This window comes from Aeromonas sp. SCS5, assembly GCF_001887375.1.
Lineage (GTDB): Bacteria > Pseudomonadota > Gammaproteobacteria > Enterobacterales > Aeromonadaceae > Aeromonas > Aeromonas jandaei.
Genome location: NZ_LFCS01000021.1, coordinates 16,987 through 37,051 on the forward strand (window position 1 = coordinate 16,987; position 20,065 = coordinate 37,051).

Consider the following 20,065-nt stretch of genomic DNA (forward strand, 5'->3'; position numbering starts at 1 on the left):
TGCGCGGGAACAGGTCACGCCAGCAGGTAATCGAGCACCACGCCGATGAAGATCAGCGCCCCTACATAGTTGTTGTTGAGAAACGCCTTGAAGCAGGCTTCACGCTCACGCTCGCGGATCAGCCGCTGCTGGTAGACGAAGAGCACGCCAGCCCCCAGCAATCCCCAGTAATACCAGCCCCCCAGCGCCATCAGCTGGCCAACCACCAGCATGATCAGCAGGGTGCCCAGTTGCAACGCCCCGATGATCCGCTTGTCGTTGCGGCCAAACAGGATGGCGCTCGATTTGAGACCGAGCTTGAGGTCATCGTCCCTATCCACCATGGCGTACTGGGTGTCATAGGCGATGGTCCAGAGCAGGTTGGCCAGGAAGAGCAGCCAGGCAACCAGGGGCAGAGCATTGGCCTGCGCCGCATAAGCCATGGGGATCGACCAGGAGAAGGCCAGCCCGAGCACAAACTGCGGGTTGGAGATGAGCCGCTTCATGAAGGGGTAGCAGACCGCCAGCAACAGAGCGATAAACGACAGGCTGATGGTGAGCGGGTTCATGGTCAGCACCAGAGCAAACGAGATGAGCGCCAGCACGAAGAAGAGCGCCAGCGCCTCGCGTGGATCGACCCTGCCGGTCGGCAGCGGGCGCCCGGAGGTGCGTTTGACATGGCCATCGAAGTCGCGATCCGCATAGTCGTTGATGACGCAACCAGCCGAGCGCATCAGAAAAACGCCCACGGCAAAAACGATGAGGTTCCAGAGATTGGGGACACCACCTGCCGCTAGCCAGAGCGCCCAGAGGGTGGGCCACAGCAGCAGCAGGGTACCGATGGGTTTGTCGATGCGAGCCAACTGCATATAGGCCAGCCCTCGCTCCTTGGTCAACAGATTCACTCCAGCTCCTTGTTACAGACGAGAGAAGGCAGAAACAGCTCGTGCACCAGCAGTGGCCACGGCCCCAGAAACAGGCGGGAGCGGCGCCCCCAGACCACGGCTGCCGGACAGCGGGGGTTGGCGGCGATCTCGAAGCGCGCCACTTGCAGATGATCGCGCCGCGCCGGCTCGTGGCCGAATATCCGCTCGCCGAGCGGCTGCTCGCCAAGATCGGCCAGCCCGCTTCCCTCCAGCGCCACATCGGCAAACAGGGTCCAGCCCAGAACCGCCGGCCCCCGATCGCCGTGCAGGATCACCTCGCGGCAGATCCCGGCCGGGGTGGGCGCATCCACCAGCCACTGCTCATCGGCAGTGAGAGAGACCTGATGATTGCCAAGCCACTCCACCGAAAAGTGGCTATTGTGCTGGCGCAGCCGCCGGGTCATTGAGCCCGGCTCCAGCAACCAGGGGCGCAGCGAGGCTGGCAATTCACAACTTTCCGGAGCCAGCCAGCTACCCGAGAGTGTGAGGGGAACAGTCAACTCGGACTTCACAACATCACCATCCAGAGATTTCCGTGTTCAGGTTAAAATCCGGTTTATTATCCGTAAATCAATCGCGAAATGTAAGAACATCCGTGCTTGACGGCCCCGATGGCAGCATCAAAAATGGGGTATCTCTTGCTGATGAGCCATCCATATGAAGCTATTCAAATTTCTGCTGGTATTGTTGCTGAGCTGCGGTGCACTTCAGGTCTATGCCTCCGGAGGAGAGGAGCCGCCCGCAGAGGGAGAAGCGGCCGCCGCTCCCAAACCCGGCTTCTACTATCACCTGCTCGATCCGGACATCATCACCAACTACCTGAGCGATGGCAAAACCCTTGGCTACGTCCGGGTGACGGTAGAGTTGATGGCAGCCAACGAGGGCGACCTCAAGCTGCTGGAGCAGCATGATCCGCTGATCCGCGACGCCATCATCCGCCTGATGGGCAGCAAGAGTGCTGACCAGATCAAGTCTCTGGTCAGCCGCGAAGAGCTGCGCAAGGAGTGCGAAGCCAAGGCAAACGAGCTGCTGGTGAAAGAGACCGGCAAGAAAGCGGTGCGCGAGCTCATCTTCACCAAATTCCTCTACCAGTAACGTTTCATTCGCAAACCCGCCAGCAGGGATTCTCCCCGGCTGGCGGGTTTGTCGTTTATTCGAAATGAAAATTGATTACAATACGCCCGTCGAGTCGTAGAGGTAATCGTTATGGGCAGCAAGACCCTGTGTGAGTGGCGCCGCCACGAAATCCCCACTGATCTCAAAGCGCTGCGCAAGATAATCCGCAAGCCCAAATTCGTCTGCGGCAAATGTGCCCGCAGCGCCAACGAGAAAGGCTACCTCTGCCAGCCGCTGCGGCTGAAAGAGGAGTAACGCCTCCCCGTCAGGACGTTATTGATCCGTCCACCCCTGCCGTCCCTGTTCGAACAGCCGGCGGGCCTGCATGTCGTTCGGGCAAACGCCGCGATACTCTCCACCGGAGCGGCCGGCCAGATAGAGGTGCTCCGGGCGACAATACCAGGCCAGCCCTTTCTGGCGTCCCTGCTCCCACAGTTCGCTATCCACCTTCTTGCCGCACTGGGCCTGATGGAACTCGACCCGATCGGCGGTGAACCCCACCTTGCCATCCGCCTCCCCGACATCGCTCCACACCTTCTCGCAGGGATCGTTGTTGGAGGCGCAGCCACCCAGCAGGGCTGCCAGCAGTATGATGGTGAGTCGCATAGTCATCCTTGAGTGTCGTTTGAGCAGTTCATTCTTATCCAGCCACCCGGTGACCACAAGAGGCACACGCCAGCCCTGTGAGCGCCGCAAAAAAAATCAGGCGGGCACAATGCCCGCCTGTTCATTCAATGCTGTGGTTCACTGGTCATCGAAAGGGTCATCATCCTGCCAGCTTTCGTCTTCCCACTGATCCAGCTCCTCTTCCCAGGATTCCGGCTCCCAATCATCGTCTGACGAGTCGTAATCCGGCTTGTGTCCACCCATCTTCACTCTCCTTGGATAGTTCACCCGCAATCCAATTTTATCCGGAAATGTCGGGCTCGCCAGTCGTCAGAGTTCAAAGTTTGACCAGAGTGCGCCCCGCGATTTGACCCAGCGTGATGGCCTCGGCAGCCTCGACTACCTGCTCCAGCCCGATCTCGGTGACCGCCTGAGCAAAGAAGCTGGCTGGCAGATCCCGTGCCAGTCGCTGCCACGCCAGTTGACGACGTGCCAGCGGGCACATCACCGAATCGACCCCCTGCAGCCGTACATTGCGCAGGATAAAGGGCATCACGCTGGTCGGTAGATCGAAGCCCCCCGCCAGCCCGCAGGCGGCCACGGCACCGCCGTAGTTCATCTGGGCCAGCAGTTTGGCCAGTACCTGACTGCCGACAGTATCGATGGCACCGGCCCACAACTGTTTCTCCAGCGGTTTGGCAGGCTCCAGAAGCTCGCTGCGCGGCACGATGCGGCTGGCACCGAGCGCAGTCAACATGGCACCCTGCTCTTCGGGGCGGCCGGTCAGCGCCGCCACCTGATAGCCAAGGGCCGCCAGCAGGGCGACCGAGGTGGCCCCCACACCGCCTGCCGCACCGGTGACCAGCACCTCACCGCTTGCCGGGGTAATGCCCGCCTCTTCCAGCGCCAGCACGCAGAGTATGGCGGTAAGTCCGGCGGTGCCGATGCACATGGCTTGCCGCTCATCGAGCCCGGCGGGCAGCGGCACCAGCCAGTCGCCCTTGACCCGCGCCTGTTCGGCCATGCCGCCCCAGTGCCCTTCGCCCACGCCCCAACCGGTCAGCACCACCTTGTCGCCGGGCTGATAGCGGCTGTCGGCAGACTCGAGCACGGTACCGGCGAAGTCGATGCCGGGCACCAGCGGCCACTGACGCACAATCTTGCCCTTGCCGGTGATGGCCAGCCCGTCCTTGTAGTTGATGGAGCTGTAGCTCACCGCTACCCGCACCTCTCCCTCCGGCAACTGGCTCTCGGTCAGTCGGGTCAGGGTCGGAATGGTCTTGCCGTCTTGGTTTTCCAGTAACAGAGCCTTGAACATGGTTGCCTCTTTGATGGGGATTGAAACGGAACGGTTAGCTGCTTTGGCGCTTTTGCAGCTGAAAATCGAGAGCCAGTGCCGTACCGGTTACCAGCTCTCCGGCCAGTTGGCGCAGGATCAGCCCGGCGGCCTCCTGCCCCATTTTGCGATAGGGGATCCGAACCGAGGTCAGGGTCGGATAACAGGCGCGCGCCACATCCAGATCATCAAATCCGGCGATGGCGAGTTTGCCCGGCACATTCAAATGGCGACGCTGACACTCGAACAGCACGCCGGCCGCCAGCTCGTCGTTGACGCAGATAAGTGCATCGAGCTCTGGCCAGCGCAGCAGGAATTCACCCAGCATGGTCGCCCCCGTGCTGAAGTTGGGGCGCTCCGAGGTGTTGATGATGGCATCGGGAGAGAGGTAGTTGTCGAGCAGCGCCTTGTGCCAGCCCTGCATCCGCTGTTGCAGCATCCACTGCTCCTGACGGGCACAGAGAAAACCGATATTGCGATAGCCACGTTCGATCAGGTGGCGGGTCAACTCATAACCAGCATCGAAGTTGGAGACTCCCACATTCATGTCGATGGGGCTGCGGGCCATGGCACCCACCTCCACCACCGGCAAACGGGCAGCTTTCAGGCGGGCACGGATCGTCTCGCCGGGATCGCCACCAAACAGCACCACCGCCGCCGGATTGTGCTGCAAGAAGCTGGTCAGCAAGCTCTCTTCCTGCTGTTTCAGATGCTGGGCATCCCCCAGCATGATCTGATAACCCTCGTCGAGCAGGGCCTGTTGCAGGCCCGCAATCATCTCGCCACAACCGGCATCCGCCAGACTGGGCACTATGACCACTATGGTCTGGGAGATACCCGACGCCAGCGCACCGGCGGCACGATTGGGGATATAGCCGAGCTCTTCCACCGCGGCTTCGATACGCTCGCGCATCTTGTCGGAGACCAGTTCGGGGGTGCGCAGGGCACGGGAGACCGTCATGGCCCCCACTCCGGCCAGCTGGGCCACATCGTTGAGGGTCACCCGACCCGTGCTACGGCGCTTTTTCGCTTCTGACATCCATCCCTTCCTCGGCTTGCGGCTGCTCACTTTAAGGCAAAAGAGCGCCACTGACTATTTGCTCAGGGCCGATTCTACTCTCTTTCCCCTACCGCAGGGGCAGGATGGCTCCCGTTAATGGGTGAAGTGATAGCGCTATCACAGTTTCATGTTAGCGCTATCTGATAGCGCTAACTTTCGCGATCACCCTCACAGTATCACCACCGCAAGATCGATAGATTGGCGCCATCTTAACTAGCCGGATCACTACCATGCTGACTCAACTGCTGACCGAGGATGTCATCCGCATCGAACCCGCAGCCCGCGACTGGCGCCACGCCATCGAGCTGGCCACGGCGCCCCTGCTGGCCAATGGCACCATCGAACCCTCCTACGTGGCGGCGCTGTTTCGCTCTCATGAGGAGCTCGGCCCCTACTACGTACTGGGCCCCGGTCTGGCGATGCCCCACGCTCGCCCCGAGGACGGAGTCAACCGGCTGGGTCTGGGGCTGACCGTCATCAAGCAGGGGGTCAACTTTGATTCCCAGGGCAACGACCCGATCCGGCTGCTGATCACCCTGGCCGCCAGCGACAGCAACTCCCACGTGGAGACCATCGCCCAGCTGGCCGAGCTGTTTATGAATGAAGAGGACGTGGCGGCCATCATTGCGGCCGACACCAAAGACGACATCCTGCGCATTCTGGCGCGCTACTGATCTGCGCCACGGCGCACCTGACAGAGGAAGAGACAATGAAAATTCTGGTTGTATGCGGTCACGGTCTGGGCACCAGCCTGATGATGGAGATGAGCATCAAGAGCATCCTGAAAGAGCTGGCTGTCACCGCCGAGGTGGATCACCGCGATCTGGCCTCCGCCGGCAGCGAAACCGCCGAGATCTTTGTCGCCACCCGCGACATCGCCGAGCAGCTGCAATCCATGGGCGTCAACGGCCGTCTGGTGGCCCTCGACAACATGGTCGACAAGGCCGCGATGAAAGAGAAGCTCGCCACCGCCCTGCGCGAACTGGGCGCCCTCTAAGGATCCTCCATGCGGCCTGCGGGCCGCATCTTCCATTGCCAGGAGCTGACCATGGAATTTTTCAACTTTCTGATGTTTGACGTGCTGTCCGAGCCCGCCGTGCTGGTCGGCCTGATCGCGCTTATCGGCCTGATTGCCCAGCAGAAACCGGTGACCGAGTGCATCAAGGGCACGGTCAAAACCATCATGGGTTTCGTCATTCTGGGGGCCGGTGCCACCCTGGTGATCAACTCGCTGGGTGACTTCGCCGTTATCTTCCAGCACGCCTTCGGCATCAAGGGGGTCGTCCCCAACAACGAGGCCATCGTCTCCATCGCCCAAACCTCGTTTGGCAAGGAGATGGCGATGATCATGTTCTTCGCCATGCTGGTGAATATCCTGATCGCCCGTCTGACTCCGTGGAAATTCATCTTCCTGACCGGTCACCACACCCTGTTCATGTCGATGATGGTGGCGGTGATCCTCTCTGCCGGCGGCATGAGCGGCGTGCCGCTGATCGCGGTGGGCAGTCTGGTGGTCGGCGTCGCCATGGTCTTCTTCCCGGCCATCGCCCACCCCTTCATGAAGCAGATCACCGGCTCAGATGACGTGGCACTGGGCCACTTTTCCACCTGCTCCTACGTGCTCTCCGCCCTGATCGGCGCCAAGTTCGGCAACAAGGCCCACAGCTGCGAAGATGTGCAGGTACCCAAGAGCCTGCTGTTCCTGCGCGATACCCCGGTGGCCATCTCCTTCACCATGGGCATCATCTTCCTGGTGACCTCCGCCTTCGCCGGCCCCGAGTTTGTCTCCAGCGTCGCCAAGGGCAAGCACTGGTTCATGTTCTCCCTGATGCAGTCCATCACCTTCGCGGCGGGCGTCTACGTCATCCTGCAAGGTGTGCGGATGGTCATCGCCGAGATCGTACCGGCCTTCAAGGGTATCTCAGACAAACTGGTACCGAACGCCAAGCCGGCACTCGACTGCCCCATCGTCTTCCCCTACGCCCCCAACGCCGTGCTGATCGGCTTCCTGTCGAGCTTTGCCGCCGGTCTGGTGGGGATGGCGCTGCTCTACGCCATGGGCCTGACCGTCATCATCCCGGGCGTGGTACCGCACTTCTTCGTCGGCGCCGCTGCCGGGGTCTTCGGCAACGCCACCGGTGGTCGTCGCGGCGCCATTTTGGGCTCCTTCGCCAACGGCCTGCTGCTGCTCACCATTCTGCCGGTGTTCCTGCTGCCGGTGCTGGGCGACCTCGGCTTTGCCAACACCACCTTCAGCGACTCCGACTTCGGTGTGGTCGGCATCCTGCTGGGGCTGATCGTTCGCTAATTCCGGTCACCGCCAAAAACAAAACGGAGCGCATCGCGCTCCGTTTTTTTATGGCCGGGCTGTATGAAAGGCTGACACTCAGTCGTTCTCCAGCGCAGTGAGGCAGTGCGAGAGAGTACGTGCCAGCGCACCCTGATTGCGCAGCACCACGGCGCGGGCCTGCTCCCCCATCTCGCGGCGGGCGTTGCCGTCGGCAAACAGCTGGCTCACCCGCTCGCCCAGCTCGGCGGCATTGGCCACGATGGCGGCGCCCCCCTGAGCCACCAGCTGGCGGGTAATGTCGCTGAAGTTGAAGTAGGCAGGGCCGGTCAGGCAAGGCTTGCCGAGGGCCGCCGGCTCCAGCAGGTTGTGACCGCCGATCTTCACCAGACTGCCGCCAACGAAGGCCACATCGGCCGCCGCCAGCATCAGCGGCAGCTCGCCCATGGTATCGCCGAGATAGACCTTATCCTGTGCTCCAACCGCAGCATGACTGGTGCGCCGCACGCAGCCGTAAGGGGCACACAGCTCGGCCACCCGGTCGAACCGCTCGGGGTGGCGCGGCACCAGAATGAGCAGCGCGTCGGGATGGCGTTTGAGCAGCAGATCGAAGGCGGCCAGCACCTGCTCATCCTCACCCAGATGGGTACTGGCGGCGATCCAGACCGGCCGCTCGGCGCCCAGCTGCTGGCGCAGGGCGCGCCCCTTGGTCTGCACCTCGTCACCAAACTGGATGTCGAACTTGATGGAGCCGGTCACCGCCAGCCGCGAACGCTCGATGCCGAGGCGGGCGAAGCGGTCGGCGTCATCCTGATGCTGACAGAGCAGATGGGTCAACGGCCGGCTCAGTGCGTCGAAAGCGCCGTGGAAGCGGGCATAACGCTGGCAGGAACGCTCGGAGAGGCGGGCGTTGATGATGGTCACCGGCAGGTGGCGCGCCTCGCAGGCGGCCAGCCAGTTAGGCCACAGCTCGGTCTCCATCACCCAGAGCGCGCGCGGCTTGAAGGTGTCGAGAAAGGCCGCAATGGCCCAGGGGTAGTCGAGCGGCGCGTAGCGATGGATCACCAGATCCCCCAGCTTGGCAGCCTGATCGGCGCCGGTGCGGGTGGTGGTGGTGAGCAGGATCGGCAGATCGGGCCGCTCCGCCTTGAGGGCGCGAATGAGCGGCGTGATGGCCAGCGTCTCCCCCACGCTCACCGCATGGATCCAGAGCGGCGCCTCCTGTTCGGTGGCGGGCAGCCGCCCGAGATGCTCGGCCCAGCGCTTGCCAAAGCCGGGCTTGCCTTTCTTCGGCTTGTAGAGGGCCAGCAGCGCCAGCGGCAATCCCAGATGGATCAGCAGGTTGTAGAGCAGACGGTAGGGCATCTTACTGACTCTGCTCCAGCTTCTTGCAGGCATCGACCACCTGCTCCGGCGCCAGGTCGATCAGGCACTTGAGATGGCCGAACTTGCAGGTGCGCTTGAAGCAGGGGCGGCACTCGATGTCGGTGTGGACGATCTCGACCCGATCCGCCAGCGGCGGGGTGTAGAGCGGCGAAGTGGAGCCATAGACGCCCACCAGCGGCCGGTTGAGGGCGGCGGCGATGTGCATCAGGCCGGAGTCGTTGGAGATGACCCGGCTGGCCAGCGCCATCAGATCGATCGCCTCGTGCAGGCTGGTCTTTCCCGCCAGCACGTGGCAGTTGGGGCGAGTCAGCAGGTTGACCCGATCCCGGATGGTATTGGCCACCGGCACATCCTTGTTGGAGCCGAAGATCCACACCTGCCACCCTTCGTCCAGATGCTGCTGGGCCACCACGGCGTAGTGTCCCTCCGGCCAGCGCTTGGCCGGGCCGAACTCGGCACCGGGGCAGAGCACCAGCACCGGACGGGCGCGATCCAGCCCCAGTCGCTCCAGTGCCTTGCTCTGGTTGACCAGATCGACGTGCAGAGAGGGGTGGGGAATTGTCGGAATATCGGCCCGGCTCTTCATCTGCGCCTTGGGATAGGCGAGCGCCAGATAGCCCTCCACCATCAGCGGGAAGGCGGATTTGTTGCTGCGCATATCGTTGAGCAGGCCGAAGCGGTGCTCCCCTTTCCAGCCGGTACGCACCGGAATGCGGGCAAACCAGGGGATCAGCGCCGACTTCATGGAGTTGGGCTGGACGATGGCCTGATCGTACTTCTCGGCTGCCAGCTGTTTGCCGAGGCGGCGGCGCGCCACCAGCTTGAAGTCACCGTGGCCGAGGGGCATGGTGATCGCCTTGTCCACCTCCGGCATCCGCTCCAGCAGGGCGCAGCACCAGGCGGGGGCCATCACGTGCAGCTCGCTCTCCGGATGGTTGGCCTTGATCGCCTTGTAGAGACTCTGGGACATCACCATGTCGCCGACCCAGGAGGGGCCGATCACCAATATTTTCATTACGCGTCTTCTCTCGGGTCTGGCCCGGCGGTTAATCATCACTGGGCGAGATTATGCCCCAAGAATGGTCGGATAAATAACAGAAGATCCTTGGTAGTCGCCTCGGCCAGCCGCCACCCGGGTCATGCCCCGGCCACGCTTTTAGGCTAGAATGGGCGCCAATTCGAGCATGTCCCGCCAGACGGGCAACAACCGAGAGCCCCATTTCGTGAAAAAACCGACTCTGGCTGCCGTTCTGATCGTCAAGAATGAAGCCGACAACCTGCGCAAGTGCCTCGCCTCCCTCGACGGACTGGTGGACGAGATCGTCATTCTGGACTCCGGCAGTCAGGACGAGACCCCGGCCATCGCCGCCGAATTTGGTGCCCGTTTCTTCGTCAACGCCAAGTGGCCCGGTTTTGGCAAGCAGCGCCGACTGGCCCAGTCCCATGTGCAGTCCGACTGGGTACTGTGGCTGGATGCCGACGAGCGACTCACCCCCGAGCTGAAAACCGCCATCGCCAACGTGATGGCCAATCCGGCCAGCGACACCATCTACTCGCTGCCGCGCCTCTCCTGGGTCTTTGGCCGCTTTATCCGCCACAGTGGCTGGTATCCGGATCGGGTGCTGCGCCTCTATCCCAAGGCACTCACCAGCTACAACGAGGCGCTGGTGCACGAGAAGGTGGAAGTGCGCGCCAACATGAAGATCGTCAACCTCTACGGCGACCTGCACCACTTTACCTATCGGGATCTGGAGCACTATCTGGTCAAATCGGCCGGTTATGCCCGCGCCTGGGCCGATCAGCGCACCGCTCGCGGCAAGAAGGGCTCCCTCAGTCAGGGGCTGATGCATGCCGTCGGCTGCTTCATCAAGATGTATCTGCTCAAGGCAGGCTTCCTCGATGGCAAGCAGGGGTTGCTGCTGGCGATCCTCTCCGCCCACTCCACCTTCGTCAAATACGCCGACCTCTGGGTGCGCCAGCAACCGCAGCAGCCGGAGTAGCGCCGTCCCCCACCGCAAGTTCGTCAATTCGCCCCTTGTTCCAGCGGAACAAGGGGCGAATTGCATGGTGGCAGATCGGGCGGAGCCCTTGCAGGGCGCGCAATGGCCATGACAGGAGGCGACAGGGGTTAACTCGATCGCTATAAGCTGAATTTATGGTTTTTGCTTACATGACCCAACTCCAGCTTATACCGGCAGGAACCGTGTCAGCGGGGTACTGAGAGGGGCGTAAAAGGGCTGTCGGGGGCAATGTCCGATCTGCGGGTCTATCAGCGGCGATCATCACCATACAAAACAGGGCCCCGCGGGGCCCTGTCTGCATTGCTACATAGGTTATTTGCGCCAGAAGGGCGCCGCCCAGCGGGCCATCTCCGGCACCATGGCCTTGGGATCGAGCTGGCTCATATCCTCCGGATGGTCGCTGTCCTCGGGCGGGCTGAAGGCGAGGTGACGTCCTTCGCTGTTGAGGGGCTTCCAGCGCAGCGGGGTGGCGGAGCGGCGCATCGGGAAGAAGCCGATGGTCGGCACGTCGAGCGCCCCGGCGATATGGAGCGGGCCGGTACTGCCGGCGATAAACAAAGCGGCGTTGGCCAGCACCTGACAGAACATCGGCAGACCGTCGCTGGAGCGGTAGATCCAGCCGTTGCCACCGTGGGCCAGTAGCTCGGCCGCCAGCTGTTCGGCCATCTTCTCCTCGCCAGGGCCAGCGGTGAGCACGCACTGCAGCTCGGGGCAGGCCTGGTTCAGCTTGATGATGATGCGGGCGTACTGCTCGATGGAGAGGTTGTTGGCCGAACCACCGCTGCCGGCGTGTACCATCAGCCAGGGGCGGCTGGCATCGAGCTTGAGCTTGGCCGCCAGCTGCTCGCGCACCTGCTGCAGGCTCGCCTCATCGAAACTGAGGAAGGGAGTCCTGGGCTCCACCACGGCGACCTGATGATCGGTCAGGAAGCGACGGATCAGCTCCAGATTGTACTCGGACTCCGGCTTCTGGGAGCGGGAGCGGCGCTGCACCAGACGCTGGTTGTAGAGCACCTGCGCCAGCTTGGTCGCCGGCGCCAGCCGGTAAGGGATGTGTGCCTTCCACACCAGCATGGCGTTGCGGGAGTTGGAGAAGAGGCAGATGGACGCGTCGAACGCCGCCGCCTTGATCCGGGCCAGCAGTGCCCGCTGTTGCTCCTTGTCGGCTCGCACGCCCGGATCGATGATCACCTCGTCAATCCAGGGGCAGAGCCGGGCCAGCGGGGCCGTGTAGGCCGGAACCAGGGCAGTCACATGACACTCCATGGAGCCTTTGAGCATGGCGAAGCTCGGCCACGCCAGCATGAAGTCACCAATCTTGTCATTGCGAACGACCAGAATACGTTTCATAAAAAATCCCTTTGCTCCCTGTCACCAATGCAGGGAGGCTTGATGCGCGATGGCGTATTCTTGCCTGATGCACTGCTATTCTCAAGCGACGACCTTATAATGCGACCAAATTTCCAGGTTGCAGGACCGCAAAGATGACTACCAGGGTGATCTATCCCGGGACATTTGATCCCGTTACCAATGGCCATGCCGACCTGATCGGCCGCGCCGCCAAGCTGTTTGACGAGGTGATCGTCGGCGTCGCCAACAGCCCGAGCAAGCGCCCGCTGTTCGATCTGGCGGAACGTGTCCAGCTTGTCCAGCAAGTGACCAGCCAGCTTCCCAACGTCAAGGTGGTCGGCTTCTCCGGGCTGCTGGTCGATTTTGCCAAAGAGCATCAGGCCAACGTGCTGATCCGCGGCCTGCGCGCCGTCTCCGACTTCGAGTACGAGTTCCAGCTGGCCAACATGAACCGCCGCCTGATGCCCACGCTTGAGAGCGTCTTCCTCACCCCGGCCGAGGAGAACTCCTTTATCTCCTCCACTCTGGTGAAAGAGGTGGCGCTGCACGGTGGCGACATCCGCCAGTTTGTCGACCCCGTGGTGGCGCAGGCCATCGCCGCCAAACAGCAGCAGCGCTAATCCCTCCCCTGATGGGCAGAAACGAACAAGGGCTACCCGCGGGTAGCCCTTGTTGCATCAACGCACTGCACGCCTAGCGGCGGGCAAACTGCTCGCGGATCGCCAGCTCCAGCTGATCGAGCCACTCGTAACGGCGCCGGTACATGGCCCGCTTCTTGGAGGCGATCTCCTCCAGCGGCTTGCGCGGCTGCAGCTGCAGGGCAACAAAGTTGGCATCCACATCCTGCGCGCCAAACTCCTGCCACAGCTCGTCGTAATCGGCTTGCAGGTTGGCTTTCTGCTTGCTGCTGTAACGCTTGGCCTGAAAAACGTGGGCCCGTTTGCGCACCGCCAGCACCTCGCCGCTGCCCATCGCCAGCGCCAGCTGCTGCACCAGTTGCACCAGCAGGGATTTGGGCCGTAGCCCCTGGCCCTCCTTGGTCAGCTCGCGCACCTTATCCTGCGCGTTGGCCACTCCGGGTTCCGGCCCCTGCATGGAGCCGATCACCAGATGCAGCTGCTCGGCGCTGCCAGCCAGCGAGAAGGCGCAGCTGTAGAGACGCAACCCCTCGCTATCGATGATGGAGAGCGCCAGCTCGGCCTCGCGGCGGAAGGTGCCGTCATGGCGCAGCACGATGCGGCAATCGCTCTGGGGATAACGCCCCAGCTCGATGCCACCCGCCAGATAGAGCGGCTCGACCAGCTGTGGATAGCAACTCAGCTGCAGCTGATAGTGGTTTTCCAGCATCTCGGCCCGCTGGCGGGCACTGGCACTGGCGAAGCGATAGGGACGCATCGGCTTGTCGAGCAGCTCGGGATAACGGGCCGGCAACGCCTTGAGCGGCTCTGCCTGAAACAGGGTAAAGACACGGGTCAGCTGCTCGCGGTAAAGCAGGCTGCGCAGCACGAACTTGCCGCGATTGAAGGTCTGGCGCTCGCTTCCCTCTGGATAGAGGTAACAGGCCATGGATTTTGCGCAATAGCGCTCCAGCCGGGATAAATATTCCCAGTCTATTGATTTAACAGTCATTTTTATTTCTCAAACCGCCTGAACGATCGAGATACTAGAGACAACTGTGCAAATCTTCAACAGCCGGGAAATACGCTGTTACAACTTTCCGCAAATTCGGTGAAAAAGTGCTCTTAACGCTGGCAATGGGAGCAAAATACCGTGGTTCTCTGGCCTATTTTCACTTCACTCAGCAAAGTCTGACAGTGGAAACAGGGCTGGCCGCCACGGCCGTAAACCTGCAGCTGCTGCACGAAATAGCCAGGCTTGCCGTCGGCACTGGTGAAATCCTTGAGGGTGGTACCGCCCTGCCTGATGGCTTCGGCCAGTACTCGCTTGATCTCGGCCACCAGCTTCTCCAGCCGCTCGCCACTGATATTGCCCGCTGCCCGTTTGGGGTGGATACCCGCCGCAAAGAGCGCCTCGTTGGCGTAGATGTTGCCCACCCCGACCACCACCTGATTGTCCATCAGGAACTGCTTGATGGCAGTGCTGCGCCCCTTGGCACGCTCACGCAGGTAATCACCATTGAAGGCATCGGTGAGCGGCTCCGGCCCCAGCTTGGCCAGCAGGGTATGCGCCTCGGCCGGATCGCGGGTCCAGAGCAGGGCACCGAAGCGGCGCGGATCGTTGAGCCGCAGCAGCTTGCCATTCTCCAGCTCGATATCCACGTGGTCGTGCTTCTCGGCCGGGGTGCCGATATCCAGCACCCGCAGGCTGCCGGACATCCCCAGATGGAGGATGGCAGTGCCGAAATCGGTCTCCAGCAGCAGATACTTGGCACGGCGGCGCACCCGATGGATCACCAGATCCACCAGCTCCTGAATTTCGCCGGGCACCGGCCAGCGCAGGCGGCCATCGCGCACCACCACTCGGGTGACCTTGATGCCGGTAAGCCAGGGAGAGATCCCCTGCCGGCTGACTTCTACTTCTGGCAATTCAGGCATTGGTACCTCGCAAACAGAGTCGACTGGTGGACAATCAGGGGGCAGGACGCATCAGGTCGCGATACTGCTCGGCAGTGAGGGAGAGCCAGAGGCCGGAGGGGAGCTGGGCACCATACTGGCCACTGTTCTGATAGAGGGCGATCGTCTGCGGGTCATTTTGCCCGGCAATCCACACCCTGAGGGTAACGGGGGTACCGCGTACCGCTTCGCCGGGTGGCAGCAGCCAGCCCTGCCAGCGCTCGATATGGGCCGCCAGCTGATTGCTGTCGAGCCCCAGATCCGGCCCGCTGCGCCAGCCCTGGCCGATCCGCTCAATCTGCCAGCTTGGCCCCTGCCAGGTGAGCACCACCGCATCCTCCGGCAGCAGTGGACGCGCGCGTTTGGCGCTGTTCTCCTGCTGGGCCAGTTCCAGCCGGTGCAGCAGGGTGATCACGATCAGTACCACCACGATGATCACATTGTTCCAGCCTTTGCGGCTCAGTTTGAACATGGCAAGCCTCCCTTTGAACCGGCAGTGTACTGAATTCGGCGCATAAAAAAACCCGGCACAAGGCCGGGTTTTTGGGAATGCAGCATCAAGTAATTACTTGATTTTGCCTTCCTTGTAGATCACATGCTGACGAACAACGGGATCAAACTTTTTGATCTCCATTTTTTCGGGCATGGTGCGCTTGTTTTTGGTAGTGGTATAGAAGTGACCAGTACCGGCGCTGGAGTTCAGGCGAATTTTCTCGCGAATACCTTTAGCCATGATCTAATTCCTTATACCTTAACACCGCTGGCGCGCAGTTCAGCCAGAACCACTTCAACGCCACGCTTGTCGATGATACGCATGCCTTTTGCGGATACGCGCAGGCTTACGAAGCGTTTTTCACTCTCAACCCAGAAACGGTGAGTGTGCAGGTTCGGCAGGAAACGACGCTTGGTAGCGTTGTTAGCGTGCGAACGGTTGTTACCAACTGCCGGGCGCTTGCCGGTTACTTGGCATACTCTAGACATGTCAGTCTCTCCAAATCTTACTTCATTGCTCGAGCAAATATCTGCCCCGCTGGCCTTCGATTGCGGGGCAAACAGAAGGCGGCATTTTATACAGCATCCGTGATCAAAGATCAACTAATACGGTGCCAGAGCACAGTTATAGCCAACCGCGCTCGGCAAAAGAAACCGTGATGCCATCACCGATCACCAAGTGATCCAGCACTCTGATATCGATCAGGGCCAAAGCGGCCGTGATCCGATCCGTGATCTGGCGGTCGGCCCTACTGGGCTCGGCGACGCCGGACGGGTGATTATGCGCCAGAATCACCGCGGCTGCATTATGTTTGAGCGCGATCTGCACGATTTCTCTTGGCCAGACGCTCGCCGAATCGATTGTGCCGTAAAAAAGCTCAACAAATTGAATGACTCTGTGCTGATTGTCGAGCAGCAGCAGGGCAAACACCTCGCGCGGCCGATCCCGCAACTGGGCCTGCAGATAGTCGCGAGTCAGCTGGGGTGAGGTGAGAGCATCGCCCCGCTGCAACTGCTGCGCCAGATGGCGTTTGGCCATCTCCAGCACCGCCTGCAACTGGGCATATTTGGCCGGGCCGAGGCCGTGTGCCTCGCAGAATGCGCGCTGATCCGCGCCCAGCAGATTGCGCAGCGATCCGAACTGATTCAACAGGTTACGGGAGAGATCGACCGCACTCAGGCCATTGACGCCGGTGCGCAGGAAGATGGCGAGCAGCTCGGCATCGCTGAGCACCGTCGGCCCCTGTCGCAGCAGCTTCTCTCTGGGGCGTTCATCTTCCGGCCACTCCTTGATGCTCATTTGTCTCTCCTCTCTCCCTGTTGAGGAAAAACATAGCAAATATTTGCGTGTTCCCCGCCACAACCCCTTGATGCCAACCCCTGTCGTCATCCCCTGCCTGTGGTATCTTAGCCGACCAGTCAAAGTGAGCCGGATAGAGAAACAGCAGATGAGATTGGCCGATAAACGCATCCTGTTGGGTGTCAGCGGCGGGATCGCCGCCTACAAGAGTGCCGAGCTGGTACGCCGTCTGAAAGATCAGGGTGCCGAGGTGCGGGTGGTGATGACCCGCTCCGCCAAGGAGTTCATCACGCCGCTGACCCTGCAGGCGGTCTCCGGCCATCCGGTGGCGGACAGCCTGCTGGATCCGGCTGCCGAAGCGGGCATGGGTCATATCGAGCTGGCCAAGTGGGCCGATCTGGTATTGATCGCCCCCGCCAGCGCCAACCTGATGGCGCGCATGGCTGCCGGCATGGCCGACGAACTGCTCACCACCCTCTGTCTGGCCACCCCGGCACCGGTCGCCCTGGCGCCCGCCATGAACCAGCAGATGTACCTCAACGCAGCCACCCAGGCCAACCTCAAGACCCTGGCCAGCCGCGGCGTCCTGCTGTGGGGGCCGGACTCCGGCAGCCAGGCCTGTGGCGATGTAGGCCCGGGCCGGATGCTGGATCCCCTCGAACTGGTGGAGCGCTGCTGCCAGCAGCTGGCCGCCGAGCCCTTGCTGGCGGGCGTCAAGCTGCTGCTGACCGCCGGCCCGACCCGCGAGGCCCTCGATCCGGTGCGCTACATCAGCAACCACAGCTCCGGCAAGATGGGCTACGCCATCGCCCGCGCCGCTCGTGAAGCGGGCGCCGAGGTGACGCTGGTGAGCGGTCCGGTAGCGCTGGCCACGCCGGCAGGGGTCACCCGCGTCGATGTCGAGAGCGCTGAGCAGATGCATCGGGCGGTGATGAGCCGGGTGGGCGAATGCGACCTCTTCATCGGCTGCGCCGCGGTTGCTGACTATCGCCCCGAGCAGGTTGCCAGCCAGAAGATCAAGAAGAGCGGTGACAACGATCAGATGGTGGTGAAGCTGGTGAAAAACCCCGACATCATTGCTGCCGTCGGCGCCCTTTCAGACAAACCCTTCACTGTCGGATTTGCCGCCGAAACCGTGGATGTGGAACAATACGCCCTCGATAAATTGCAGCGTAAGCGGTTGGACATGATCGCCGCCAACGATGTATCCCGCGAGGGGCAAGGCTTCAACGCCGATGACAACGCCCTGACCGTGTTCTGGCAAGGGGGCCAGGCGCCTCTGCCGCTGGCCGACAAGCTGACGCTGGCCCGTCATCTGGTTGCCCTGATTGCGTGTCACTATCGGCGCTAAGCGCCCCGAAAGAACAAGACTCACGGCGCCCCGCCTTGCCAAGAGGGGCGCCAACACAAGATCCAACTGAAAAAGCGATTCATGACAACACAAATTGAACTGAAGATTCTGGATGCCCGTATCGGTACCGAGTACCCGCTGCCCGCCTACGCTACTCCCGGCTCTGCCGGCATGGACCTGCGCGCTCTGCTGGATGCACCGCTGACTCTGGCTCCGGGCGATACCACTCTGGTACCGACCGGTCTGGCTATCCACATCCAGGATCCGGGTCTGTGTGCCACCATTCTGCCCCGCTCCGGTCTCGGCCATAAGCACGGCATCGTGCTGGGCAACCTGGTCGGTCTCATCGATTCCGACTATCAGGGTCAGCTGATGGTCTCGGTCTGGAACCGCGGCAAGGATGAGTTCACCATGCAACCTGGCGAGCGCATCGCCCAGCTGGTGATCATGCCGGTAGTTCAGGCCAGCTTCCAACTGGTCGATGAGTTCAACCAGAGCGAACGGGGTGAAGGCGGTTTTGGTTCTTCTGGTCGCCAATAACAGACCACACCAGCCTGATGGGCGGTGCCTAATAACAGAATCAAGCCATTGTTTTTTTAGGGGAATCCATGGCAAGCAGTAATCAGAAACAGAGTCGGCGCGATCAGATCCTGCAGGCGCTCGCCCATATGCTGGAAACCAGTCCCGGCCAGCGCATCACCACGGCCCGTCTGGCGGCCGAGGTCGGCGTCTCTGAAGCAGCCCTCTATCGACACTTTCCAAGCAAGGCGCGGATGTTCGAAGGGCTGATCGACTTTATCGAGGATTCCCTGCTGTCACGGGTCAATCTGATCATGGCGGAAGAGAAAGACACCATGGCGCGCTGCCACCACATCCTGCAGCTACTGCTGGTGTTCGCCGAGCGCAATCCCGGCATCACCCGCATCCTCAACGGCGATGCCCTGTTGGGCGAGCACGACCGGCTGCGGGATCGCATCAGCATCCTGTTTGACAAGCTGGAGACCCAGATCAAGCAGGTACTGCGGGAGAAGCGGCTGCGCGAGGGGCAGGGCTTCCAGCTCGATGAGACCATGCTGGCCAATCTGCTGCTGGCCTATACCGAGGGCCGCATCAGCCAGTTTGTCCGCTCCGAGTTCAAACTCAAGCCTACCGCCGGCTTCGAGGATCAGTGGCAGTTTATCCGCAGCCAGCTGCTGCAGAGCTGAGCGGCAGCGCTTTTCACCGAGCATGAAGAAGGGAGGCCTTGGCCTCCCTTCTTTTTTGTGGCAGCTTTTTATGGCAGTAAAATAAGCACCAGATGCGACCCGGACTGTCGCGCTGCGATGTTAGATTCATGCGCCATAAACCTTTAGCACCCGAAAGGACATCCTATGGAACCCGAAATCATTACCGAAGCGCAGACCTGGCTGGTCAATAACCAGGGCCTGCTGATCGAGTATGCCGTCAACATCGCGGCCGCCCTGCTCACCCTGCTGGTCGGCTATATCGCAGCCAATCTGCTCAGCGGTGGCGTGGTAAAAGTGATGCAGGCGCGCAAGCTCGACACCACAGTCACCCACTTCGTCGGCAGCATCCTCAAGTACGCCATTCTGGTGTTCGTGGTGATCGCTGCGCTGGGCCGGGTCGGGGTGCAGACCGCCTCCTTCGTCGCCATCATCGGTGCCGCCGGTCTGGCCATCGGTCTGGCGCTGCAAGGCTCGCTCTCCAACTTTGCCGCCGGCTTCCTGCTGATCATCTTCCGCCCCATCAAGGCGGGCGAGTTTATCGAAGTGGCAGGCACGTCTGGCGTGGTGCAATCCGTTCAGCTGTTCACCACCACCCTCACCTCCGGTGACAACAAGATGGTGGTAGTACCGAACTCCGCCATCCTTAACGGCACCATCGTCAACTACTCGCGCATGGATACCCGCCGCGTCGATATGACCTTTGGTATCGGCTACGGCTCCGACCTGCGCAAGGCCAAGCAGATCCTTGAGCGTCTGGTGAACGAAGAGCCGCGCATCCTGAAAGATCCGGCTGCCACCATCGCCGTCGCCGCGCTGGCCGACTCCTCGGTCAATATCGTGGTGCGCCCGTGGGTCAAGACCGGCGACTACTGGGGTGTCTGGTTCGACTTCCACGAGAAGGTGAAACTCACCTTTGATGCCGAAGGGATCGAAATTCCCTTCCCGCAGATGGTGATGCACATGCAAAAACCGCAGGCGTGATCGCGGTAAAGCGGCAATCAACAATGCCAGCCCTCGGGCTGGCATTGTCATTTCTGGCGCGCCATCCGCTGCATA

The 20,065-nt window shown here is 61.6% G+C and carries 26 protein-coding genes; 11 read left to right on the plus strand and 15 right to left on the minus strand.

Annotated elements, in window-relative coordinates; all coding sequences use genetic code 11:
• Nucleotides 1-14: 14 nt before the first annotated feature.
• Both ubiA and BS300_RS20125 read right to left on the minus strand, forming a co-directional pair.
• Entirely contained in the window at nt 15-884 is an 870-nt protein-coding gene (gene ubiA, locus BS300_RS20120) for a 4-hydroxybenzoate octaprenyltransferase (RefSeq protein ID WP_071914913.1), read from the minus strand.
• Nucleotides 881-1,417 (minus strand): chorismate lyase, encoded by a 537-nt coding sequence (locus tag BS300_RS20125; RefSeq protein ID WP_043851864.1) that lies wholly within the window; start codon nt 1,415-1,417, stop codon nt 881-883. The genes ubiA and BS300_RS20125 overlap by 4 nt, the downstream gene beginning before the upstream one ends.
• Nucleotides 1,418-1,562: 145 nt before the next feature.
• Here BS300_RS20125 and BS300_RS20130 point away from each other — a divergent pair, with 145 nt between their 5' ends.
• Both BS300_RS20130 and BS300_RS21250 read left to right on the plus strand, forming a co-directional pair.
• Complete coding sequence (locus BS300_RS20130) at nt 1,563-2,000, plus strand: flagellar basal body-associated FliL family protein (protein ID WP_033113609.1); 438 nt, start codon at nt 1,563-1,565, stop codon at nt 1,998-2,000.
• Between the two features lie 111 nt (nt 2,001-2,111).
• Nucleotides 2,112-2,276: a hypothetical protein gene (locus BS300_RS21250; protein ID WP_104016832.1), complete on the plus strand. Its 165-nt coding sequence runs from the start codon at nt 2,112-2,114 to the stop codon at nt 2,274-2,276.
• Between the two features lie 18 nt (nt 2,277-2,294).
• Here the strand turns inward: BS300_RS21250 and BS300_RS20135 are convergent, their stop codons facing one another.
• The 4 genes from BS300_RS20135 to BS300_RS20145 form a co-directional block, all read right to left on the minus strand.
• A complete protein-coding gene (locus BS300_RS20135; protein ID WP_071914915.1) occupies nt 2,295-2,627 on the minus strand; it encodes a DUF2799 domain-containing protein in 333 nt (110 codons plus the stop codon).
• Nucleotides 2,628-2,765: 138 nt separating this feature from the next.
• Nucleotides 2,766-2,891: a hypothetical protein gene (locus tag BS300_RS21560; protein WP_255940094.1), complete on the minus strand. Its 126-nt coding sequence runs from the start codon at nt 2,889-2,891 to the stop codon at nt 2,766-2,768.
• 73 nt (nt 2,892-2,964) lie between these two features.
• Complete coding sequence (locus BS300_RS20140) at nt 2,965-3,945, minus strand: MDR family oxidoreductase (RefSeq protein WP_071914917.1); 981 nt, start codon at nt 3,943-3,945, stop codon at nt 2,965-2,967.
• A gap of 34 nt (nt 3,946-3,979) precedes the next feature.
• The gene (locus BS300_RS20145; RefSeq protein ID WP_041210783.1) at nt 3,980-5,002 is read right to left on the minus strand and encodes a LacI family DNA-binding transcriptional regulator; all 1,023 of its coding nucleotides are present in this window, start codon (nt 5,000-5,002) and stop codon (nt 3,980-3,982) included.
• A 251-nt stretch (nt 5,003-5,253) separates the two neighbouring features.
• On the opposite strand from BS300_RS20145, the gene BS300_RS20150 reads away from it, so the two are divergent.
• The 3 genes from BS300_RS20150 to BS300_RS20160 are packed head-to-tail and all read left to right on the plus strand — an operon-like array spanning nt 5,254 to nt 7,331.
• Nucleotides 5,254-5,697, plus strand: a complete 444-nt coding sequence (locus tag BS300_RS20150) for a PTS sugar transporter subunit IIA (RefSeq protein ID WP_071914919.1) — start codon at nt 5,254-5,256, stop codon at nt 5,695-5,697.
• A gap of 35 nt (nt 5,698-5,732) precedes the next feature.
• Nucleotides 5,733-6,020 carry a PTS sugar transporter subunit IIB gene (locus BS300_RS20155; protein WP_005356014.1) on the plus strand — a complete coding sequence of 96 codons (288 nt, stop codon included), beginning with the start codon at nt 5,733-5,735 and terminating at the stop codon, nt 6,018-6,020.
• Nucleotides 6,021-6,071: 51 nt separating this feature from the next.
• Nucleotides 6,072-7,331, plus strand: a complete 1,260-nt coding sequence (locus BS300_RS20160; RefSeq protein WP_071914948.1) for a PTS ascorbate transporter subunit IIC — start codon at nt 6,072-6,074, stop codon at nt 7,329-7,331.
• Between the two features lie 78 nt (nt 7,332-7,409).
• On the opposite strand, the gene waaA is transcribed toward BS300_RS20160, so the two are convergent.
• Both waaA and waaF read right to left on the minus strand, forming a co-directional pair.
• Nucleotides 7,410-8,675 carry a lipid IV(A) 3-deoxy-D-manno-octulosonic acid transferase gene (waaA, locus tag BS300_RS20165; protein ID WP_071914921.1) on the minus strand — a complete coding sequence of 422 codons (1,266 nt, stop codon included), beginning with the start codon at nt 8,673-8,675 and terminating at the stop codon, nt 7,410-7,412.
• 1 nt (nt 8,676) lies between these two features.
• Entirely contained in the window at nt 8,677-9,711 is a 1,035-nt protein-coding gene (waaF, locus tag BS300_RS20170; RefSeq protein WP_071914922.1) for a lipopolysaccharide heptosyltransferase II, read from the minus strand.
• Nucleotides 9,712-9,919: 208 nt separating this feature from the next.
• Here waaF and BS300_RS20175 point away from each other — a divergent pair, with 208 nt between their 5' ends.
• Entirely contained in the window at nt 9,920-10,696 is a 777-nt protein-coding gene (locus tag BS300_RS20175) for a glycosyltransferase family 2 protein (protein WP_031227896.1), read from the plus strand.
• A 333-nt stretch (nt 10,697-11,029) separates the two neighbouring features.
• Here the strand turns inward: BS300_RS20175 and BS300_RS20180 are convergent, their stop codons facing one another.
• Complete coding sequence (locus BS300_RS20180) at nt 11,030-12,067, minus strand: glycosyltransferase family 9 protein (RefSeq protein WP_071914924.1); 1,038 nt, start codon at nt 12,065-12,067, stop codon at nt 11,030-11,032.
• Between the two features lie 134 nt (nt 12,068-12,201).
• On the opposite strand from BS300_RS20180, the gene coaD reads away from it, so the two are divergent.
• Nucleotides 12,202-12,687 (plus strand): pantetheine-phosphate adenylyltransferase, encoded by a 486-nt coding sequence (coaD, locus tag BS300_RS20185; RefSeq protein ID WP_071914926.1) that lies wholly within the window; start codon nt 12,202-12,204, stop codon nt 12,685-12,687.
• Between the two features lie 73 nt (nt 12,688-12,760).
• Here coaD and BS300_RS20190 read toward each other — a convergent pair whose 3' ends face one another.
• From BS300_RS20190 to radC, 6 genes are all read right to left on the minus strand, one after another.
• A complete protein-coding gene (locus BS300_RS20190) occupies nt 12,761-13,633 on the minus strand; it encodes a VirK/YbjX family protein (RefSeq protein WP_071914929.1) in 873 nt (290 codons plus the stop codon).
• A gap of 176 nt (nt 13,634-13,809) precedes the next feature.
• Nucleotides 13,810-14,622: a bifunctional DNA-formamidopyrimidine glycosylase/DNA-(apurinic or apyrimidinic site) lyase gene (gene mutM, locus BS300_RS20195; RefSeq protein ID WP_041210777.1), complete on the minus strand. Its 813-nt coding sequence runs from the start codon at nt 14,620-14,622 to the stop codon at nt 13,810-13,812.
• A 34-nt stretch (nt 14,623-14,656) separates the two neighbouring features.
• Complete coding sequence (locus tag BS300_RS20200) at nt 14,657-15,112, minus strand: hypothetical protein (RefSeq protein ID WP_071914931.1); 456 nt, start codon at nt 15,110-15,112, stop codon at nt 14,657-14,659.
• Between the two features lie 93 nt (nt 15,113-15,205).
• Nucleotides 15,206-15,373: a 50S ribosomal protein L33 gene (rpmG, locus tag BS300_RS20205; protein WP_005307500.1), complete on the minus strand. Its 168-nt coding sequence runs from the start codon at nt 15,371-15,373 to the stop codon at nt 15,206-15,208.
• Between the two features lie 11 nt (nt 15,374-15,384).
• Entirely contained in the window at nt 15,385-15,621 is a 237-nt protein-coding gene (rpmB, locus tag BS300_RS20210; protein ID WP_005307492.1) for a 50S ribosomal protein L28, read from the minus strand.
• 136 nt (nt 15,622-15,757) lie between these two features.
• On the minus strand, nt 15,758-16,432 hold the full coding sequence (gene radC, locus BS300_RS20215) for a DNA repair protein RadC (RefSeq protein ID WP_033113596.1): 675 nt from the start codon (nt 16,430-16,432) through the stop codon (nt 15,758-15,760).
• Nucleotides 16,433-16,580: 148 nt separating this feature from the next.
• Here radC and coaBC point away from each other — a divergent pair, with 148 nt between their 5' ends.
• The 4 genes from coaBC (at nt 16,581) to BS300_RS20235 (ending at nt 19,990) form a co-directional block, all read left to right on the plus strand.
• Entirely contained in the window at nt 16,581-17,783 is a 1,203-nt protein-coding gene (gene coaBC / locus BS300_RS20220) for a bifunctional phosphopantothenoylcysteine decarboxylase/phosphopantothenate--cysteine ligase CoaBC (protein ID WP_071914933.1), read from the plus strand.
• An 81-nt stretch (nt 17,784-17,864) separates the two neighbouring features.
• The gene (dut, locus tag BS300_RS20225; RefSeq protein WP_005339498.1) at nt 17,865-18,323 is read left to right on the plus strand and encodes a dUTP diphosphatase; all 459 of its coding nucleotides are present in this window, start codon (nt 17,865-17,867) and stop codon (nt 18,321-18,323) included.
• A gap of 68 nt (nt 18,324-18,391) precedes the next feature.
• Nucleotides 18,392-18,988 (plus strand): nucleoid occlusion factor SlmA, encoded by a 597-nt coding sequence (gene slmA / locus BS300_RS20230; protein WP_005339495.1) that lies wholly within the window; start codon nt 18,392-18,394, stop codon nt 18,986-18,988.
• 165 nt (nt 18,989-19,153) lie between these two features.
• Nucleotides 19,154-19,990, plus strand: coding sequence for a mechanosensitive ion channel domain-containing protein (locus BS300_RS20235; protein ID WP_041210774.1), 837 nt, complete (start codon nt 19,154-19,156; stop codon nt 19,988-19,990).
• The last annotated feature ends 75 nt before the right edge of the window (nt 19,991-20,065 follow it).

Excerpts from the sequence above, each read along its gene's own strand:
- BS300_RS20130 (WP_033113609.1), top strand. The coding sequence starts at position 1,563 with ATGAAGCTATTCAAATTTCTGCTGGTATTGTTGCTGAGCTGCGGTGCA.
- BS300_RS21250 (WP_104016832.1), top strand. The coding sequence starts at position 2,112 with ATGGGCAGCAAGACCCTGTGTGAGTGGCGCCGCCACGAAATCCCCACT.
- BS300_RS20135 (WP_071914915.1), bottom strand. The coding sequence starts at position 2,627 with ATGCGACTCACCATCATACTGCTGGCAGCCCTGCTGGGTGGCTGCGCC.
- BS300_RS21560 (WP_255940094.1), bottom strand. The coding sequence starts at position 2,891 with ATGGGTGGACACAAGCCGGATTACGACTCGTCAGACGATGATTGGGAG.
- BS300_RS20140 (WP_071914917.1), bottom strand. The coding sequence starts at position 3,945 with ATGTTCAAGGCTCTGTTACTGGAAAACCAAGACGGCAAGACCATTCCG.
- BS300_RS20145 (WP_041210783.1), bottom strand. The coding sequence starts at position 5,002 with ATGTCAGAAGCGAAAAAGCGCCGTAGCACGGGTCGGGTGACCCTCAAC.
- BS300_RS20150 (WP_071914919.1), top strand. The coding sequence starts at position 5,254 with ATGCTGACTCAACTGCTGACCGAGGATGTCATCCGCATCGAACCCGCA.
- BS300_RS20155 (WP_005356014.1), top strand. The coding sequence starts at position 5,733 with ATGAAAATTCTGGTTGTATGCGGTCACGGTCTGGGCACCAGCCTGATG.
- BS300_RS20160 (WP_071914948.1), top strand. The coding sequence starts at position 6,072 with ATGGAATTTTTCAACTTTCTGATGTTTGACGTGCTGTCCGAGCCCGCC.
- waaA (WP_071914921.1), bottom strand. The coding sequence starts at position 8,675 with ATGCCCTACCGTCTGCTCTACAACCTGCTGATCCATCTGGGATTGCCG.
- waaF (WP_071914922.1), bottom strand. The coding sequence starts at position 9,711 with ATGAAAATATTGGTGATCGGCCCCTCCTGGGTCGGCGACATGGTGATG.
- BS300_RS20180 (WP_071914924.1), bottom strand. The coding sequence starts at position 12,067 with ATGAAACGTATTCTGGTCGTTCGCAATGACAAGATTGGTGACTTCATG.
- coaD (WP_071914926.1), top strand. The coding sequence starts at position 12,202 with ATGACTACCAGGGTGATCTATCCCGGGACATTTGATCCCGTTACCAAT.
- BS300_RS20190 (WP_071914929.1), bottom strand. The coding sequence starts at position 13,633 with ATGGCCTGTTACCTCTATCCAGAGGGAAGCGAGCGCCAGACCTTCAAT.
- mutM (WP_041210777.1), bottom strand. The coding sequence starts at position 14,622 with ATGCCTGAATTGCCAGAAGTAGAAGTCAGCCGGCAGGGGATCTCTCCC.
- BS300_RS20200 (WP_071914931.1), bottom strand. The coding sequence starts at position 15,112 with ATGTTCAAACTGAGCCGCAAAGGCTGGAACAATGTGATCATCGTGGTG.
- rpmG (WP_005307500.1), bottom strand. The coding sequence starts at position 15,373 with ATGGCTAAAGGTATTCGCGAGAAAATTCGCCTGAACTCCAGCGCCGGT.
- rpmB (WP_005307492.1), bottom strand. The coding sequence starts at position 15,621 with ATGTCTAGAGTATGCCAAGTAACCGGCAAGCGCCCGGCAGTTGGTAAC.
- radC (WP_033113596.1), bottom strand. The coding sequence starts at position 16,432 with ATGAGCATCAAGGAGTGGCCGGAAGATGAACGCCCCAGAGAGAAGCTG.
- coaBC (WP_071914933.1), top strand. The coding sequence starts at position 16,581 with ATGAGATTGGCCGATAAACGCATCCTGTTGGGTGTCAGCGGCGGGATC.
- dut (WP_005339498.1), top strand. The coding sequence starts at position 17,865 with ATGACAACACAAATTGAACTGAAGATTCTGGATGCCCGTATCGGTACC.
- slmA (WP_005339495.1), top strand. The coding sequence starts at position 18,392 with ATGGCAAGCAGTAATCAGAAACAGAGTCGGCGCGATCAGATCCTGCAG.
- BS300_RS20235 (WP_041210774.1), top strand. The coding sequence starts at position 19,154 with ATGGAACCCGAAATCATTACCGAAGCGCAGACCTGGCTGGTCAATAAC.